Annotated in this window: 13 protein-coding genes; 2 read left to right on the top strand and 11 right to left on the bottom strand. The window is 67.3% G+C overall.

Going from position 1 to position 17,912, the window contains the following annotated elements; all coding sequences use genetic code 11:
• Positions 1–100 precede the first annotated feature (100 nt).
• The 4 genes from gatB to AC5RVY_RS11775 all read right to left on the bottom strand — a co-directional run bounded on the left by gatB (position 101) and on the right by AC5RVY_RS11775 (position 5,140).
• Positions 101–1,609: an Asp-tRNA(Asn)/Glu-tRNA(Gln) amidotransferase subunit GatB gene (gene gatB, locus AC5RVY_RS11790; protein ID WP_493954893.1), complete on the bottom strand. Its 1,509-nt coding sequence runs from the start codon at positions 1,607–1,609 to the stop codon at positions 101–103.
• On the bottom strand, positions 1,609–3,192 hold the full coding sequence (gene gatA / locus AC5RVY_RS11785) for an Asp-tRNA(Asn)/Glu-tRNA(Gln) amidotransferase subunit GatA (RefSeq protein ID WP_493954892.1): 1,584 nt from the start codon (positions 3,190–3,192) through the stop codon (positions 1,609–1,611). The genes gatB and gatA overlap by 1 nt, the downstream gene beginning before the upstream one ends.
• A gap of 2 nt (positions 3,193–3,194) precedes the next feature.
• Positions 3,195–3,491 (bottom strand): Asp-tRNA(Asn)/Glu-tRNA(Gln) amidotransferase subunit GatC, encoded by a 297-nt coding sequence (gene gatC / locus AC5RVY_RS11780; RefSeq protein ID WP_493954891.1) that lies wholly within the window; start codon positions 3,489–3,491, stop codon positions 3,195–3,197.
• Positions 3,492–3,637: 146 nt separating this feature from the next.
• Positions 3,638–5,140, bottom strand: a complete 1,503-nt coding sequence (locus tag AC5RVY_RS11775) for a CitMHS family transporter (protein ID WP_493954890.1) — start codon at positions 5,138–5,140, stop codon at positions 3,638–3,640.
• A gap of 182 nt (positions 5,141–5,322) precedes the next feature.
• Between AC5RVY_RS11775 and AC5RVY_RS11770 the strand changes: the two genes are divergently transcribed.
• Entirely contained in the window at positions 5,323–7,086 is a 1,764-nt protein-coding gene (locus AC5RVY_RS11770; RefSeq protein WP_493954889.1) for a sensor histidine kinase, read from the top strand.
• Positions 7,076–7,738: a response regulator gene (locus AC5RVY_RS11765; RefSeq protein ID WP_493954888.1), complete on the top strand. Its 663-nt coding sequence runs from the start codon at positions 7,076–7,078 to the stop codon at positions 7,736–7,738. The genes AC5RVY_RS11770 and AC5RVY_RS11765 overlap by 11 nt, the downstream gene beginning before the upstream one ends.
• An 84-nt stretch (positions 7,739–7,822) precedes the next feature.
• Here AC5RVY_RS11765 and AC5RVY_RS11760 read toward each other — a convergent pair whose 3' ends face one another.
• The 7 genes from AC5RVY_RS11760 to AC5RVY_RS11730 form a co-directional block, all read right to left on the bottom strand.
• Entirely contained in the window at positions 7,823–8,206 is a 384-nt protein-coding gene (locus AC5RVY_RS11760) for a RidA family protein (protein ID WP_493954887.1), read from the bottom strand.
• 46 nt (positions 8,207–8,252) lie between these two features.
• The gene (locus AC5RVY_RS11755) at positions 8,253–8,756 is read right to left on the bottom strand and encodes a GNAT family N-acetyltransferase (RefSeq protein ID WP_493954886.1); all 504 of its coding nucleotides are present in this window, start codon (positions 8,754–8,756) and stop codon (positions 8,253–8,255) included.
• Positions 8,757–8,857: 101 nt separating this feature from the next.
• Positions 8,858–9,667 carry an inositol monophosphatase family protein gene (locus tag AC5RVY_RS11750; RefSeq protein ID WP_493954885.1) on the bottom strand — a complete coding sequence of 270 codons (810 nt, stop codon included), beginning with the start codon at positions 9,665–9,667 and terminating at the stop codon, positions 8,858–8,860.
• Complete coding sequence (ligA, locus tag AC5RVY_RS11745; protein WP_493954884.1) at positions 9,664–11,946, bottom strand: NAD-dependent DNA ligase LigA; 2,283 nt, start codon at positions 11,944–11,946, stop codon at positions 9,664–9,666. Before ligA ends, AC5RVY_RS11750 begins: the two co-directional genes overlap by 4 nt.
• A 56-nt stretch (positions 11,947–12,002) precedes the next feature.
• The gene (locus AC5RVY_RS11740; protein WP_493954883.1) at positions 12,003–12,170 is read right to left on the bottom strand and encodes a hypothetical protein; all 168 of its coding nucleotides are present in this window, start codon (positions 12,168–12,170) and stop codon (positions 12,003–12,005) included.
• 561 nt (positions 12,171–12,731) lie between these two features.
• Positions 12,732–17,177, bottom strand: a complete 4,446-nt coding sequence (locus tag AC5RVY_RS11735; RefSeq protein ID WP_493954882.1) for a type VII secretion EssC family protein — start codon at positions 17,175–17,177, stop codon at positions 12,732–12,734.
• Positions 17,174–17,878: a hypothetical protein gene (locus AC5RVY_RS11730; RefSeq protein ID WP_493954881.1), complete on the bottom strand. Its 705-nt coding sequence runs from the start codon at positions 17,876–17,878 to the stop codon at positions 17,174–17,176. Before AC5RVY_RS11730 ends, AC5RVY_RS11735 begins: the two co-directional genes overlap by 4 nt.
• Positions 17,879–17,912: the final 34 nt, after the last annotated feature.

The raw sequence follows: 17,912 nt of genomic DNA, 5'->3' as shown, positions 1-17,912 counted from the left end.
GCGGGAAGTGAGTACTACTTAAGCGAAACTGAGTAGCGCCAGGTGCCGTTATGAGCGGTCAAAACGGCACTTGGCGCTACCCGGTTGGAGTGCAGGGGGGCTAGACGGTGACGCCCAGCTTCTCCAGGATCAGCTCACGGACCCGGCCGGCATCGGCCTGGCCGCGGGTCGCTTTCATGACCCCGCCCACGATGGCACCGATGGCCTGGACCTTGCCGCCGCGGATCTTGTCCGCGACGCCGGGCTGTGCGGCCAGGGCAGCATCGATGGCTTCGAGCAGCGGCCCGTCGTCGGAAACGACGGCCAGGCCGCGCTTCTCCACGATCTCCGCCGGAGTGCCTTCGCCGGCAAGCACGCCGTCCAGAACCTCAGAGGCCATCTTGTTGTTGATCTTGCCCTCCTCAACCATGCGGGCAAGCTCCACGATGGTGGCGGGCTGGACTCCGAGCTGGCCGGGATCCACATCGGCGTTCTTGGCCCGGCCAACGATCTCGCCCATCCACCACTTGCGGGCCACGGAAGCGGACGCACCGGCGGCGATGGTTTCCTCGATCTCGTCCATCACTCCTGCGTTCACCACGTCCCGGAATTCCAGGTCTGAGTAGCCCCAGTCGGCCTGGAGCCGCTTCCGGCGGGCGGCCGGCGGCTCGGGCAGGGTGGCCCGGAGCTCCTCCACCCATTCACGGGCCGGCACCAGGGGCACCAGGTCCGGCTCGGGGAAGTAGCGGTAGTCATCAGCGTCGGACTTGGCCCGGCCGGAGGTGGTGGTACGGGTGTCCTCGTGCCAGTGGCGGGTCTCCTGGATGACGGTTTCACCGGAGTCCAGGACGGCTGCATGCCGCTGGATTTCGTAACGCACAGCGTGTTCGACGGCGCGCAGCGAGTTCACGTTCTTCGTCTCGGACCGGGTCCCGAACCGTTCGCGGCCGTGCGGGCGGAGCGAAACGTTGGCGTCGCAGCGCACGTTGCCCCGCTCCATCTTTGCGTCGGACACGCCGAGGTTCTTGACGATTTCACGCACGGCCGCCACGTAGGCCTTCGCCAGTTCAGGGGCGCGGGACCCGGCGCCTTCGATGGGCTTGGTGACGATCTCCACCAGCGGCACGCCGGCGCGGTTGTAGTCCACCAGCGAGAAGTCAGCGCCCTGGATGCGTCCGGTGGCGCCGCCCATGTGGGTCAGCTTCCCCGCGTCCTCCTCCATGTGTGCGCGCTCGATCTCCACCCGGAACACCGTGCCGTCGGACAACTCGATATCCAGGTAGCCGTCATAGGCAATGGGTTCGTCGTACTGGGACGTCTGGAAGTTCTTGGGGGTGTCCGGGTAGAAGTAGTTCTTCCGGGCGAACCGGCAGGACTCGGCGATCTTGCAGTTCAGGGCCAGGCCGATTTTGATGGAGGACTCCACCGCTGCCTTGTTGACCACCGGCAGGACGCCGGGCATGCCGAGGTCCACTTCGTTCACGTTGGTGTTGGGCTCATCACCGAAGACGTTCGGGGCGGAGGAGAACATCTTGCTCTTGGTGTTGAGCTCCACGTGGACCTCGAACCCCAGGACGGGATCGTACTTCTCCATGGCCTCGTCGAAGCTCAGGATTGCGTCGGTGTTCATTATTTTGCCTCCTGGCTTCCAACAAGGGTTTCGACAGGCTCGACCGACGGTGACGTGGCCAGCGACGGGGCCTGGGCCAGCAGCGGGCCGCCCCACTTGGCCTCAAGCAGCGACTCCAGCACGGCGCCCACGCGGTACAGGCGCGCGTCCTCCCGGGCGGGAGCCAGCAGCTGGATGCCCACAGGCAGCCCGTCTTCGTCCGCCAGGCCGCCGGGCAGCGACAGGCCGGGCACGCCGGCAAGGTTGGCGGGGATGGTGGCGACGTCGTTCAGGTACATTGCCAGCGGATCGTCCAGCTTTTCGCCGAGGCGGAAAGCGGTGGTGGGGGCCGTGGGCGAAATCAGGACGTCGGCCACGGTGAACGCGGCGTCGAAGTCGCGCTGGACCAGCGTGCGGACCTTCTGCGCGGAACCGTAGTAGGCGTCGTAGTAACCGGCGGACAGGGCGTAGGTGCCCAGGATGATGCGGCGCTTGACTTCGTCGCCGAATCCGGCGGCGCGGGTGGCACCCATGACGCGTTCGATGGTCATGGGGCCCTCTTCGGGGAGGACCCGCAGGCCGTACCGGACGCCGTCGAACTTGGCGAGGTTGGAGGACGCCTCGGAAGGCATGATCAGGTAGTAGGCTCCCAGCGCGTACTGGAAGTTGGGGCAGGAGACCTCAACGATCTCGGCGCCGGCTTCCCGCAGCAGGTCCAAGGACTCGTTGAAGCGCTTCTCGACGCCCGCCTGGTAGCCCTCGCCGTGGAGTTCCTTGATGATGCCGATCCGCAGCCCCTCGACGTTGCCGGTCTTCGCCGCGGCAACGAGATCAGCGAGCGGGTCGGGCAGCGAGGTGGAATCGCGGGGATCGTGCCCGCCGATGACCTGGTGCAGGAGGGCCGAGTCGAGGACGGTCCGGGAAACGGGGCCGATCTGGTCCAGCGAGGAGGCCATGGCGATGGCCCCGTAGCGGGACACACTGCCGTAAGTTGGCTTCACGCCCACGGTGCCGGTGACGGCGCCGGGCTGGCGGATGGACCCGCCGGTGTCCGTACCGAGGGCGAGCGGAGCCTCGAACGCGGCGACGGCGGCAGCGGATCCGCCGCCGGAGCCGCCCGGAATCCGGTCCAGGTCCCAGGGGTTGCGGGTGGGTCCGTAGGCGGAGTGCTCCGTGGAAGAGCCCATGGCGAACTCGTCCAGGTTGGTCTTGCCGAGGATGGGCATCTTCGCGGCGCGCAGGCGCTCGACGACGGTGGCGTCGTAGGGGCTGTGCCAGCCCTCGAGGATTTTGGACCCTGCGGTGGTGGGCTGACCCACCGTGACGATGAGGTCCTTCACGGCGATGGGCACGCCGGCCAGGACGTGCAGGGCTTCGGCTTCGGCGCCGCCGGCGGCGCGGATGGCGTCCACCTCGGCGGCGACGGCGAGCGCTTCTTCGGCGTTGACGTGCAGGAAGGCGTTGACGCCGCGTTCGCCGCCGTCCACCGCCGCGATCCGGTCCAGGTACGCCTGGGTGGCCTCGACGGAGGTCACCTCGCCGGCGGCCAGCTTTTCGGCCAGTTCAGCGGCGGAGAGGCGGATGAGTTCGTTGGTGTCAGTCATGGTTATGCCTCATCCAGGATTGCCGGGACCTTGAAACGGTTGTCATCGGAGTCCGGGGCACCGGAAAGCGCCTGTTCGGCCGTGAAGGTGTGGCCTACAACGTCTTCCCGGAGCACGTTGGTCAGTGGAATGGGGTGGGACGTGGCGGGCACGTCGTCACCGGCGGCTTCGCTGACGGATTTGACCGAATCAACGATGACGGCGAGTTCTCCGGCCATCCTGTCCAGCTCTTGGGCACTCATCTCAATGTGAGCGAGCCGCGCGAGGTGCGCGACGTCGTCACGGTTGATCGCAGCCATGGATCTCCCCTGCAAAGTTCGAATTGGTTTCCGATCCATTCTAGTGGGGAAACGATGATGCCCGTCTGACATCCCCCAGCGGGCGTCAGACGGGCACCTTCCTGCCGGCGGCCGCCCACCAGGGGCGACACCGCGGCAGCTACAGACTAGCCGATTCCGATGGCTCCGGTCAGCATGCCAATTCCCAGCATGACCAGGGAAACCACCGCTGCGCGCCACAGGACTTTCTTGTGGTGGTCGCCGAGGTCAACCTTGGCCAGCGACACCAGGAGCAGGATGGCCGGAACCAACGGGCTCTGCATGTGGAACGGCTGTCCGGTGATGGAAGCGCGGGCCATCTCGGCGCCGCTGATGCCGTAGTGTGCAGCCGTTTCGCTCAGGACGGGAAGGACACCGAAGTAGAAGGCGTCGTTGCTCATGAAGAACGTCATGGGGATGCTCAGGAGGCCGGTGATGACGGCCATCAGCGGGCCCATGCTGGACGGGATGATCTGTACCAGCCACGCGGACATGGCCTCCACCATGCCGGTGCCCTTCAGGACACCGGTGAGCACTGCGGCAGCCATCACCATGCTGACGACGGCGACGATCGAAGGCGCGTGGGCCACCACCTGCGCGGCCTGGTCCTTGACATGGGGGAAGTTCACCAGCAGCGCGATCGCCGAGCCGACCATAAAGACGTACGGCAGGGGCACGAGGTCGGCGATGAGCATGCCCATCACGGCGACGGTGAGGGCCAGGTTGAACCACTGCAGCTTGGGGCGCAGGGTGGTGCGGTTGGGATCCAGGGCAGTGCCTGCCATGGCAGTGTCGGGGCCGTCCACCACGGTGTCCGTGCGTTCCAGCAGGGCAATGGAGGAACCGTCGACGGCGGGGCCGCCCGTCGCGGGAACAGGTGCGGGTCCGCGGCCTGAACCACTGCGGCCAGAATCGTTGCCGAAGGTGCCGGTGCCGAAGGTGCCCGTGCCAGCTGCCGGGGTGCCGCCGTCGAACGCTTCGGCGGTGTCAGGTACGCCCCAGATTTCGGGCTGGGTGGCGCGGAGGCGGTTGCGCTCCTGCAGTCCGAGGAGCCAGGCGAAGACCAGGACAACGGCCAGGCCTGCGGCCAGGGACGGGATCATGGGGACGAAGACCTCGTTGACGTCGATCTTCAGGGCGCTGGCGGCGCGGGCCGTGGGGCCGCCCCAGGGGACGATATTCATGGTGCCGTTGGCCAGGCCGGCCACGCAGGTGAGGACCACGGGGCTCATCTTCAGCCGCAGGTAGATGGGCAGCATGGCGGCGGTGGTGAGGATGAAGGTGGTGGAACCGTCACCGTCCAGGGAGACTGCTGCCGCCAGCAGGGCGGTGCCCAGGACCACCTTGGCGGGGTCGTTGCCGAGCTTGCGCAGGATGAACCGGACCAGCGGATCAAACAGCCCGACGTCGATCATCAGGCCGAAGTAGATGATGGCGAACATCAGCAGGGCTGCGGTGGAGGTCATGGACTTCATCGAGTCCATCACCATGTCGCCGATACCGAGGCCTGCCCCGGCGAAAAGTCCAAAAACTGTGGGGACGATGATCAACGCCAGCACTGGCGTCAACTTCTTCGTCATGATCAGCACCATGAATACCGCGATCATGGCGAATCCAAGTAATACCAGCACGGCTGGGCTCCTTCTTTGTGAACAGCGGCACAGCGGTGTGACGCGTGCTACAGACTGTAGGGTGGCGGGCGTCACGGCCGTGCCTTTGGCTCAATTGATTGGCATACTGCTTATTGCGAGCATTTTGCTCATTGTGCTCACGGCTTTCAGGGGCCCCGCCACCCACCGGATCGAGGAGGATCATGCTGCGTTCCAGACCTCGTGAGCCGCTGCGGTTTTCCACCCAGACGCTGCTGCTGCAGCTGGCCGTGGTGCTCTTGGTGGTTCTGCTCAGCGCGGCTGTGCACGCCTGGCTGACCTATGACCGGGTGGGCCGCGAGGCGGAGAACCAGGCCCTGACGCTGGCCCGGACCGTCGCCTCGGATCCGTCTGTGCGGGCCGATGTGCTGGCCATCAGTGAACAGCCCGGCACTCCCCCGGCGTCCGAACTCGCCGCGGGGCCGCTCATGGCAAGCGCCGAGGCGGTACGGACCCGGACGGGCGCACTGTTTGTGGTGATCACTGATGAAACCGGGCTTCGGCTCGCCCATCCGGATCCGCAGCGGCTCGGCGAAAGGGTGAGCACCGATCCGTCCGAGGCCTTGTCCGGGCAGGAGATCACCACCAGGAACACCGGAACGCTCGGGCCTTCCGCAGGCGCGAAGGTTCCCGTCTACGCCCCTGACAGCAACACCGTGGTGGGCGAGGTCAGTGTGGGTTATTCGATGGAAACCGTGGGCCAGAGCGTGGCGCGGGACATCGGCCCGGTGGCCCTGACCGCTGCCGGCGCCCTGCTCGCCGGCATCCTGGGCTCCTTCCTGCTGCGCCGCCGCCTGCAGCGCCTTACCCTTGGGCTGGAGCCGGAGGAAATCAGCACCCTGGTCCATGACCAGGTGGCGGTCCTGCAGGGTGTGGACGACGGCGTGATCGGCGTATCCGCGGACGGCCGGATCACCGTATTCAACACTGCAGCACAACGCCTGCTGGGGCTTGGCGATCTCGCGGGAACACCCTGGGCGGACGCCCCCGTGCCGGACCTGCTGAAATCCCTGACGCGGCCTGGCTCCGGTGACGTTTCGGCCGTGGAGCTGGTGGCGGGCGGCCGTGTGCTGGTGGCCAATGCGCGCAAGGCCTTGCACCGGCGCGAGGATCTGGGCTGGGTGGTGATGCTCCGTGACCGGACCGAGCTGCAGCAGCTCACCCGGCAGCTGGACGCCGTGGGTACCATGTCCACGGCGTTGCGGGCGCAGCGGCACGAGTTCGCCAATCAGTTGCACACCATTGCCGGATTCATGAGCATCGGCCAGCACCAGCAGGCGCGCGAGTACCTGGGCCGGCTGGCCGCCACCGGACCGCTGAAGTTTCCCGTGGACCAGGCCGAGCTGCTGCAGGACCCCTACCTGCAGGCCTTCGTCGGGGCCAAGGGGGTGGAGGCCGATGAGCGCGGGGTTGCCCTGCGGATCGGGCCCGAGACCCTGGTCCGCGGGCAGGTCACCGACGCCCAGGACGTCACCACCGTGCTGGGCAATCTGATTGACAATGCCGTCAACGCCGCGGTGGCCGGCTCCGCGGAGGACCGGTGGGTGGAGCTCGAAGTGCTCGATGAGCCGGGCGACGACGGCGGCACGCTGCATGTGGTGGTCGCCGACTCGGGAGACGGGCTGGCTGAGGGGACGGAGGCGGAGGCGGTCTTCGCCGAAGGCTTCACCACGGCTTCCGGCGCGCTGTCCAGAAACAACCGTGCCGGCGGGGGCCAGGGATTCGGGCTGGCACTGGCCCGCCAACTGGCCAGGCGCCGCGGCGGGGACGTCAAGGTACTCCAGCGCGGAACCCCGGGCGGCCCCGGCGCGGTCTTTATGGCCACCCTCCCCGGGACCATTACCGGCACCATTACGGGGAGCAGGGATTCCCGGCTCAACAACGCAGCGTCTGAGGATGAAGCTGGAAAGGACCACCATGGCAGATGACTTTCGGGTGCTGATCGTGGATGACGACTTCCACGTGGCCAAGCTCCACGCCGCCTACGTGGACTCAGTGCCGGGGTTCCTGGCCCTGGCGCCGGTGGGAACGGCGTCGCTGGCGCTTCAGGCCATCCACAGCCTGCGGCCGGACCTGGTGCTGCTGGACGTTTACCTGCCCGATGCTTCCGGGCTGGACCTGCTCCAGCAACTCGATGTGGATACCGTGATCCTCAGCGCCGCTTCGGATGCCGCCTCCATCCGGGTAGCCTTCCGCCGCGGCGCGCTGGGCTATCTCCTGAAGCCCTTTACCGCGGAGTCCCTGTCCCAGCAGCTGCGGTCCTACGCCCGGTACCGTCGCCTGCTGTCCCAGCCCGGTGCACTGGACCAGGACGCGGTGGAGCGCGCAAAGCGCTCGCTGATCCCCGGCGACGTCACGCCGTCGGCCAAGCCGAAGTCGGCCACGGAGGTGGCGGTCCTTGAATCCCTGGTTCCCGGTGAGCAGTATTCCGCCGCGGAGGTGGCAGGCCGGGTGGGTGTTTCCCGGGCCACGGCCCAGCGGTACCTGTCCTCGCTGGCGGACGACGGCGCGGTGGACATCCAGCTCCGCTACGGGACCACCGGCAGGCCGGAGCACCGCTACGGCCTGCCGGCAAGCTAAATGGCAGCCAGGGACAGGCATCCGGAAGCGTGCGTCTAAGCGAGGAACGAGCGAGCACGCGGAGGATGTCTTTCCCGTGGCGCGTTAGTCCGCGCTCTTCTGGGCTACGAGCTCGATTTCGACGAGCATTTCCGGATCCAGGAACGGCAGGACGTGCACCAGGGACAGGGTGGGCCGGATGTCGCCGAACACTTCACCGTGCGCCCGGCCGGCCTCTTCCCACTTGCTGATGTCCGTCAGATACAGCTTGGACTGGACCACGTCCCCGAAGCTGAAACCGGCGTCGGCAAGGACCTTGCCGAGCTTTTGCAGGATGAACTGGGTCTGGGTGTAGAAGTCCTTGCCCACGATGCCGTCCTCGCCGCTGGCGGCGGTGGCCGAAATGTACAGGGTGTTGTCCACCTGGACGGCCCGGGAGTAGCCGAGGGTCTGTTCCCAGACGGAGCCGGTGCCGAAGGTTTTGCGCATGGTGGGCCTTTCAAAGCTGGAATGAGTCGGCACCACTTTAGGGCGGCTACAGGTCCAGCCGGTAAACCAGCAGCAATATGTCAGTTCCGGGCACGAACCAGTCCCTGTCCGGCACCCGTGAGAAGCCGGTTTTGTTGTACAGGCCGCGGGCGCTTTCCCAGGTGCTTCCGGTGGTCAGCGACACTGCGTTGATCCCGTCCAGGGCCTTGGCATGGTCCACGATGGCGGCCATCATGGCCTGGCCCGCGCCGCTGCGCTGCACGGCCGGGTCCACCACGAGCATGCGGAATTCCAGCTCATCCCTCAGGGCGATGTCCGCGTAGGGCTCGCCTGCCAAAGCCAGGGTGACCGAACCCACCACGTTGCCGGCCCGCTCCGCCACCCAGACGGTGGCCTGGCCGGCGCGCTGCGCAACGTCCTGGACCTTGCGCATGTAGGGGTGGTCGGCGTCGTCGAAGTACCCGGCGGCCAGGTAGGAATCCCTGGTAATGCGGGCAACGGCGTCGAAATCGGATTCGACGGCGGGACGGACGGTTATCTGCGAAGGCACCCATCAATGGTAGTGGCCCTGCCGGCCAGGACCCGGCGAAAGTGTGCTTTCCGTGATTGAACTATCAGTCACGCAAGTGAGCAGTAAAACGGGACCGGCAGTCAGAGCGGAAACTTGCCGGACAACTCCAGGCTGGCCGCGCAGGTCCAGGCATCCAGCCGTTCCTGGTCTGTGGGGCCGCCGTCCAGCGGGCTGGTCAGCCGGGGCCGGCGGACCCAGCAGCCGGCTTCCTCGGCAATCAGGGCGCCGGCGGAAAAGTCGTGCTCGTTGAGCCCCCGTTCACCAAAGGCATCGTGGGTGCCGTCCGCCACCATGCACAGGTCCAGCGCCGCCGACCCCAGCCGGCGGACGTCCGCGAATCCCTCCAGCAGCCCGGCAAACTGTGCGGCCTGGTCGGAGCGGACCTGCGGATCGTAGTTGAAGCCGGTGGCGAGGATCTGGCCCTTCCGGCCCGGCACCGGGCCCCCGAGCCGGGTCAGGGTGCCGCCTTCCTCCAGCCAGGCGCCCTGGCCGCGGGCGGCATAATAGACGCGGCCCAGCGCCGGGGCGTTGACGACGCCGGCCAGCCAGACGCCGTCGGCATCGGCCACTGCCACCGAGGTGCCGTAGTAGACGATGTTGCGGATGAAGTTGGTGGTGCCGTCCAGCGGGTCGATGGACCAGCGGTAGCCGGTGGGCGTTTCCGGCCGGGTGGTGCCGTGTTCCTCACCGGTGATGCTGTCCGCCGGGCGGGCTGCTGCAATGACCTCCCGGACGGCGTTCTCTGCGGCCACGTCGAAGGCAGTGACCCAATCCCCGGCGTCGCCTTTGTTGCTCGCCTGGAGCGCTTCGGCATTCCGCCCGGCGAGGATCCGGGCACCGGCCGCTGCCGCTGTCCTGGCGACCTCCAGCAGTTCAGTAACGGCGGTCACCGGGTTGCCTCTGCTTCGGCCGGTTCTCCCGGTTCTGCTGCTGCAGCAGCGCCGCATTCCAGTGCTGCGGGCCCGCCGGCCAGCAGTTGCCGGAAGCCGTCCTCGTCCAGGACGGGTATGCCCAGCTGTTCGGCCTTGTCCAGTTTGGTGCCGGCGCTTTCTCCGGCCACCACGTAGCTGGTGTTCTTGGACACGGACCCGGCCGCCTTGCCGCCGCGGAGCAGGATGGCCTCCTTGGCCTCGTCCCGGCTGAAGTTGGGCAGCGAACCGGTCACCACCACTGTCAGCCCTTCGAGGGTCCGCGGCATGGACTCGTCGCGCTCGTCCTCCATCCGGACCCCGGCTGCGGCCCAGCGGTCCACGATCTCGACGTGCCAGTCCTCGGCAAACCACTCTTTGAGTGCGGCCGCGATGGTGGGGCCTACGCCGTCGACGTGGGCGAGGTCCTCCTCCGAGGCCGCGCGGATGGCATCCATAGTTCCGAACGCCTGGGCAAGCGCGCGGGATGCCCGCGGTCCGACGTGCCGGATGGACAGCGCCACCAGCACCCGCCAGAGCGGCTGGTTCTTGGCTTTCTCCAGCTCCCGGAACAGCTTCTCGGTGGTGGCCGTGGGCTTGGAGGGCGACTTCGCAGTCCCCTTGCTGTAGAAGTAGGGCACCAGTTCGAACTCCCCGGTGGGCACACCCTTGGTGCGCTTCTCGCGCCGGATGCGGACATCGGCGAGCATTTCGGGGGTGAGGTCGAACAGGGCCGCTTCGGTGGTCAGCGGCGGAACCTCGGGTTCTGCCGGCTGGGTGAGGGCGATGGCGGCTTCCCAGCCCAGGGCTTCGATGTCGAAGGCACCCCGGCCGGCCAGGTGGAACACCCGCTCCCGCAACTGTGAAGGGCAGGATCTTGAATTGGGGCAGCGGATGTCCACGTCGCCCTCCTTGGCCGGGGCCAGGGGGGTGCCGCAGGAAGGGCACTCGGTGGGCATCACGAAGTCGCGCACCGGAGGATCCTGCTGGTCGCGCAGGGCCAGGACAGGGCCCACGATTTCCGGGATGACGTCGCCGGCCTTGCGCAGGATCACGATGTCGCCGATCTTGACGCCCTTGGCCTTCACCACGTCCTGGTTGTGCAGGGTGGCCATCTCCACGGTGGACCCGGCCACCTTGACAGGCTCCATCATTCCGAAAGGTGTGACCCGTCCGGTGCGGCCCACGTTGACTTGGATGTCCAGGAGCTTGGTGTGCACTTCTTCCGGCGGGTACTTGTAGGCGACAGCCCACCGCGGCACGCGAGTGGTGTAGCCGAGGGCCCGCTGGATGGCGAAATCGTCCACCTTGACCACGATGCCGTCAATTTCGTGCAGCAGCTTGTGGCGTTTGTCCCCGTACCGCTTGATGAAGCCAAGGACCTCGTCGAGGCTTCCCAGTACTTCGGAATAGGGGCTGACCGGCAGGCCCCATGACTTCAGCAACGCGTAGGTTTCGGACTGGCTGCGCGCCTGAAGCCCCTCGCGGGCACCGATGCCATGGACAAACATCTTCAGAGGCCGCTTCGCTGTTTCCGCCGGGTCCTTCTGGCGCAGCGAGCCGGCTGCCGCGTTGCGGGGGTTGGCCAGGGGTGCTTTGCCTGCTTCGATCAGGGCCTCGTTGAACTCGGCGAAAGCCTGCGAAGGGATGAACACCTCGCCCCGGATTTCCATCTCCGCGGGAAAGCCCTCACCACTCAGCTCCTGCGGGATTTCCTTGATGGTGAGGACGTTGTGGGTGATGTCCTCACCGGTGGTCCCATCGCCGCGGGTGGCGGCGCGCACCAGTTTGCCGTCCCGGTACAGCAGGTTGACAGCGAGGCCGTCAATCTTCAGTTCAGTCAGCCACGCCGGCTGCTGGGATCCATCACCGAGTTTCGCGATGCTTGCTGCCGCTTTAGTCAGCCAGGCCTCGAGCTCCTCGAGGGAAAAGACGTCCTCGAGGCTGTACATCCGCTGCAGGTGCTCCACGGCGGCGAAGGCCGCGGAGACTTCCCCGCCCACTTCCTGGGTGGGTGAATCGTTGGAGACCAGTTCGGGGTGGAGCGCCTCGATTTCCTCCAGCCGGCGGAACAGCTCATCAAATTCGGCATCCGAGACCAGGGGCGCGTCTTCCTGGTAATACGCGAACCGGTACTTGCGGACAAGGTCGACGAGGTTCTCGTATTCCCCGCGGACGGATCCGCTGGGAACTGCTTCCGGCTCGACGGGCTCGGTGGTGCGGGTGGCTGTCTGTTCTGCGGGGCCTGGTCCTGTACTCACAGACCTATCTTGCCATCAAGGCCCTGGCAGGAGACTGCGACTCAACGGCCCCTGGCTCAGTGGGCCCTGAAACGACGGTTCCGGCCCCACCAGGCGAAGGAAGCCCCGGCAACGGCCAGCAAGAGAAAGCCGGCAATGATGGGCAGGAGGGCAGGCCCGTCGGATCCTCGATCGTCGGCGGGCATGACGGCCGCTACCCGGCTGGCCTTGGCAGACCTGGTCACGGGGGTATTCCAGTCTTGTCCACTCGAGGCCCCGGTGGGCGGCGGGGATCCAGTGGTCGTTCCGGTGGCGGTGGGCAGGCCCGCGGCTGGATCTTCCGTTGCGGCTGAGGGCGGATCCGGTAACGGCTCCTTTGTGGCAGGAGGCGCAACCGGAGGTGCGGGCTGCTCGGGCGGCGCCGGCACAGGGTCCACAGACGGCGCAGGCGGTGTTTCGGGGTCTTTGGGTTTCCGGGTGCGGGTAGGCCCCGCGGATTCCGGGTCGCCTGGAGGGCTGGACCAGCAGAGCACAAGGCACTGGTCAGGCGATGTTGTGGACGCGGGTGCGGGCTCCGGGGAATCCGCGGCCGCCGGGCCGCCCGGAAAGAGGCCAATGGTGAGGGCCAGAACTGCTGCTGATGCCGTCGTCGAACCAACGCGGAAAAGCGGTGAGGACGGGGTCATTGCTACCTTTCGATGCGCGCAGTCCCCCACCGCGGGCTTTCTGGTGTCCCCGGTAGTCTTCTACACCGCGCGGCAGGGCCGCAAATCCAGCGGATTTGCGGCCCTGCCGTCCGGGGCGTGTCAATCCCTGTTTTCGGGCGGCAGCGCAACCTGGATTTTTCGTGCCTTTCCACGGCCCACCACGTACCCCCGGCCCGGGATGAACTCCGGGCTGATCCGGCCCAGGGATGTGTTCAGCAGGCTGTCGCCTTCGATGTCCCCCGGGTTGAGCAGCAGGCCACGCCGGCCGGACTTGAAGGGCTGGGCCAGGGACCAGGCCGAAGACCAGGTGGAGGTTTCGGATTCACCGATGACCCACTGGTCCGCCTTGATGGAGGCTGTGACCAACTGGCCGACGCCGGATTCCGCCAGCGTGTCGGTGAATTCCGTAAGGCCCTCGATGAAGATGGCCAGCGCTCCCGGGTTTCCCGAGGAGTGCTCCACGAGGTCTTCCACCACCCCGGCAACATCGTCTGCTCCCGCCACCGAGCGGTTCCAGATGGGCAGGGAAGCCACGGCGGACCGGCGGGACCCGATGTAGATGAGCTCCGTGGCCGGACTGGAGCGGCGAAGCGCGTAGGCCAGCGTAACGAGCGCCACGGTCCGGCCGGCGCCGGGCGGACCGGCGAGGAGGAGCGGACCCCGCGCCATGATCTCTGCCGGCTGGAGCGTTTCGTCGTCCACGCCGATCACGGGCAGGTCAGGTCCGCCCGCGGGCAGGATGTCCAGGTCCACCTGCTCCGGCAGCCTCTCGATGCCCGGGGCGGCGGCCAGGCCCTGGCGCAGCATTGCTTCGCTGAGCTTGTGCACCTCGCGCGCCTGGAGGGCAAGGTTGGAGTTTCCGCCCAGCACGGCGAGCTGGACTTCGAGCCCGTCCAGGAGCCCCCGGCCCGGCGGGGAGCCGGCACCGAGCACATCCCGCGGTACATCCAGGGAAATGTAGTCGTCTTCTGAGGAGAGCCGGAGCACCAGGCGCCGCTGGATGGAGGCCAGCAACGAGGCCGGAACGGAGGTGGGCCGGTCCCCGGTGACCACCAGGTGGATGCCGAGCGTACGGCCGTCGGTGGCCAACTGGAGGAAAATGTCCCACAGCCCGGACAACCTGCTGTGTTCGTAGGCCTCGCGGAATGCCGACATCCCGTCCACCAGGACAATGATCCGCTTCTCGTCCGGCCGGTTGGCGAGCTTCCGGTACTCAACGATGGTGGAGGCACGCACTTCGGCGAACGCGGCGGACCGCTGCTCGGCAATGTCCCGCAGCAGACGCAGCAGGCGCCCCACCCGTTCCACGTCGTCGCCGTTGATGATCTCGCCAACGTGCGGAAGCTCCTCGAGCATCCGCAGCCCGGAGGACCCGCAGTCTATGCCGTAAACGTGCACGGGGCCGCCGCGGGGCGTGACGGCGGCAGCTATGGCGATGCTGCGCAGGGCCGCGGACTTTCCTGAACCGCCCGTGCCATAGATGGCCATGTTGCCGTCTTTGTCCGGCTGGTAGAACGCCGTGGGCTGAGCCTGGCGGGCGGGATCATCGGCAACACCGAGGAGCAGTTGCTCGTCGGTGCGGGGGTTGGGCAGCCTGGAGAAATCGTAGGTTTTAGGCAGTTCGTCCAGCCACGGTTTGCGCGGGGGCCGGATGCCCAGGGAACCTGCGGCACGGACGATGGTGGCCGTCATCCTCGCGATGTCATTCGGGCCCGCCGGCGCTTCCACGACCGGCTTTTCCGGGGCAGGAGACTCCCAGCTGGGGCCGGAGCCGAAGGCCATTTCCACCACGTCGATCTGCGGACGTTGGGGTTTGTCCGTGGTCCAGCCGCCCGCGTAGCCGGTTTGGAAGCCCTGGATCCGGCCGGGACCGGTCTTGGCCGCACCCCGGCCCGGAATGGAAGGGTCGAAGTAGGCAGCGTCCGGGACGCCCAGGATGTCCGTGGCGTCGTCCTCGTCGGCCATCCGCAGCGCCACCCTGAGGTTGGTGTTGGCGCGCAGGCTGTCCTTGATCACGCCGGCCGGGCGTTGAGTAGCCAGGATGAGGTGCAGGCCCAGTGAGCGCCCGCGGGCAGCAACATCCACCACGCCGTCCACGAACTCCGGAACCTCGCTGGCGAGCGCGGCAAACTCGTCCACGATGATGACCAGGTAGGGCGGCGCCTCCGGGTCCGCTTCCCGCTGGAGCGCCAGCAGGTCCTTGGCTTTCTTCCGGTTCAGCAGCTGCTCCCGGTAGTGCAGCTCGGCGCGGAGCGAGGTCAGGGCGCGCCGCACCAGGTGGGGTGAAAGGTCCGTCACCAGTCCCACGGTGTGCGGGAGGTTGATGCAGTCCGCGAACGCGGCCCCGCCCTTGTAGTCGACGAAAAGGAAGCTGACCCGGTCCGGGCTGTACGCCGCGGCCATGCCCATCACCCAGGACTGCAGGAATTCGGACTTGCCGGCACCGGTGGTTCCGCCCACCAGGGCATGCGGGCCCTCGTTCTTCAGGTCCAGGTACAGCGGCTCGACGCCTTTGGAGCCCACCAGGGCGCGGAGGGTGCCGTTGTCCTTGCGGTTGGCCACGGCGCTGCCGTGCACCGAGTTGTTTTCCGTCCACCGTTCAGCGACGGCGTCGGGGTGGTCCAGGAAATCCTTGCCGATCAAGGTGGCATAGGAAACGGCGCGCGGGAGGTCGGAATCGTCGGTGACGGGTTTGCCCACGTCCACCACGGGCGTGAGCATCCTGGCCAGCTGGGCGGCGAGCTCAGCGTCCACGCTTTCACAGCTGACAGGGTAGGTGTGGCGGCCCAACCGGACCTGACCTGTGGTGGTGCCGTGCTCGCCGTCTACCACCATGAAGTCACGGCAGGCAGCGGGCAGGGACTGGACATCGGTGGCTATCCAGAGCACGTGCACGCCGGCATCCGGGCCGCGTTCGGCGAGCCGGGTGAGGCGTCCCCGGTCCACGGGGGCGTCGTCCTCCACGATCACCAGCACGGCCGGTACCACCGGTTCCTCCATCTCGTGCTTGGCGGGATCCAGCCCCGGGCGAAGGTCCGGGCCGGAGCGCTTGGCAGCTGCTTCCCTGGCCTCCACGAGGTCTTCGAGGCGGGCCACCAGGGATGCGCCGCCGGCGGAGCCGGCGGCAAGGTGGTCACCGGAAAGGGGGCTGTGCCCGGACCCCACGTGCGGCAGCCATTGGAGCCAGTTCCACCGTTCCCGGGACTGGGCTGAGGTGACGGCGGTAAGGACCACTTCGGCCGGCGAGTGCAGCCCGGCCAGCTGGAGCACCATGCCGCGGGCCACGTCATCCACCAGCCCGCGGGCGCCGGCAATGCCCAGCGAACCTGCGGTCCGGAACTGGGACACCACCGGGACCCCTTCGATGTCCCGGAACTGCTTGATGCAGTCCTGGATCTCGCGGGCGTACTCCACCTCGGTATCGTTGCTCGACGGTTCCTCCAGGAGCACCCGTGACGGCACGGTGCCCAGGCCGAACCGCAGGCCCAGGAACCCGCCGTGCTCGGGGCGGTGGGTCCACAGCAGCGGTCCCAGTTTGTAGATGGCATCGACCGTATCGCTGACGGAGGGTGCCTCCTGCAGCCGGACGGACCGCTCCACATGCTGGAGCCCGGTGATGTCCTCGCGGAAGGCGGCCATGGAGGCGCGGAAATGCTTGAGCTGGTCCTTCTGCTGGCGCCGGGCCCGCAGCTTCTGGTCCACGTAGTGTCCAACGATGAACAGCGGCATCATCAGGATGAACAAGGCAGAGAGGGGGTTGTTGCTGACGGCAAAAATCACCGTCCCCATCAGCAGCGGGACCACCAGCATGATGTACGGGAAAGGATGGTCCTCCGGGCGTTTGGGTCCTGCGGGCAGGACGCGCTTCGGTTCCTCAAACCGGGGAACCACCCGCGGCGAGCGGTTGAAGTCCACCAGGGGCGACGTGGGCGCGGCTGCCTGGTTGTGGCCCAGGGGAACCACGGTGATGGTGGTGTCGCCCAGGGTGACGGTGTCCGAGGAGTTCAGCGTGGCCCGGGTGACCGGCAGGCCGTCCATCAAGAGCCCGTTCGCGGAGTTCGTGTCCACGATGTCCACGCCCTCCCCCACGGTGATGCGGGCATGGCGCTTGGACGTCAGCGGGTCGGTGAGCCGGATGTCCACGTCCCGGTCCCGGCCGATGTAGCTGGTGCCGGAGGGCAGCGAAAATTCGCGGCCGACGTCGGGCCCTGACAGTACGCGGAGGGTGGCGGCCGCCGGGCCCCGGCTGGCACCGGGCTCACCGAACTGCGCACTGACCTCGGCCAGGGACACCACCGAGCCGGGCCGCAGCCCGGATTCGAGGAGGTTGTCCTCCCGCGACAGGACGTTGCCGCGCATGCCGCCGCCCACGAACGCCTCGTCGATCTTCAACGAGAGGTTGTCCGGGGCGGGCGTGCCCTTGCGCGCAGGGTCGGCCGCCCACAACGTGGTTGCCACATCGGCAACCGTGGCGAGGCCGTCCACGGTGACGGCGAGGTCCTTGGCCTCGGCAGGGTCCCGGCGGAGTGTCAGCCGGATCCTCATCCTTCGTCCACGCCCCTCATCTTCTCGAGCAGGTACAGGTCATCAGCCGTGACAAGGTGCGAGGTAACGGCGTGCTCTACCAGCCGGGCGCGGCGGTTGGTGGCGAGTTTGCCGCCGCCGCCGCGAAGTCCCACCACACCCACGCGGTCCAGCTTGTCGCACACGTTGTCCAGCTTGCGGTTGAAGCGGGTGAGCGCCCAGCCCAATGTCTTGGCGGCAGCAGCGGAGGACGGGATGGCGCTGAATCCGGTACCTTCGCGTCGGAGCATCGGCTCGGCGAGCGCTACGATCAGCGCCTTCTGTGAGTCGGTGAACACCACTGGGCCAATGGTGGTGTCCCCGTTGCTGTCCTCTTCCCGCGACTCCTGCCGGAATGAGGGTGTCTTCAGGTGCACCGCGAATTCGTAGGTGGTGGGTCCGGCCGTAAAAATGATGTTGGTGTGGCCGAACACCAACGGAATCCGGGCACCGGGCGAGAGCCAGGCCTGCATGCCGCCCGAGGCATCCGCCACCGTGGCGGAGAGCATGCTGCCCACGTTGCTGAGCCACCAGATGCCGTCATAGCGCGCCACCTGCAGGAACTGCCGGTGCAGGTACGGGTTGTCGTCCACCTCAAGGTCGCCTTCGCGCCCGATGTTGAAGACATCCTCGTTAGAGGGCTCGTACCATTCACCACAGAAATCTATTGCCAGATCCCCCATTTTCTGTGCCTCCTTATCGGACGGAAGTTGATGC

The sequence above is a fragment of the Arthrobacter sp. Ha26 genome, from assembly GCF_059091705.1.
This window is presented reverse-complemented; position numbering and strand designations above follow the sequence as displayed.

Excerpts from the sequence above, each read along its gene's own strand:
- gatB (WP_493954893.1), bottom strand. The coding sequence starts at position 1,609 with ATGAACACCGACGCAATCCTGAGCTTCGACGAGGCCATGGAGAAGTAC.
- gatA (WP_493954892.1), bottom strand. The coding sequence starts at position 3,192 with ATGACTGACACCAACGAACTCATCCGCCTCTCCGCCGCTGAACTGGCC.
- gatC (WP_493954891.1), bottom strand. The coding sequence starts at position 3,491 with ATGGCTGCGATCAACCGTGACGACGTCGCGCACCTCGCGCGGCTCGCT.
- AC5RVY_RS11770 (WP_493954889.1), top strand. The coding sequence starts at position 5,323 with ATGCTGCGTTCCAGACCTCGTGAGCCGCTGCGGTTTTCCACCCAGACG.
- AC5RVY_RS11765 (WP_493954888.1), top strand. The coding sequence starts at position 7,076 with ATGGCAGATGACTTTCGGGTGCTGATCGTGGATGACGACTTCCACGTG.
- AC5RVY_RS11760 (WP_493954887.1), bottom strand. The coding sequence starts at position 8,206 with ATGCGCAAAACCTTCGGCACCGGCTCCGTCTGGGAACAGACCCTCGGC.
- AC5RVY_RS11735 (WP_493954882.1), bottom strand. The coding sequence starts at position 17,177 with ATGAGGATCCGGCTGACACTCCGCCGGGACCCTGCCGAGGCCAAGGAC.
- AC5RVY_RS11730 (WP_493954881.1), bottom strand. The coding sequence starts at position 17,878 with ATGGGGGATCTGGCAATAGATTTCTGTGGTGAATGGTACGAGCCCTCT.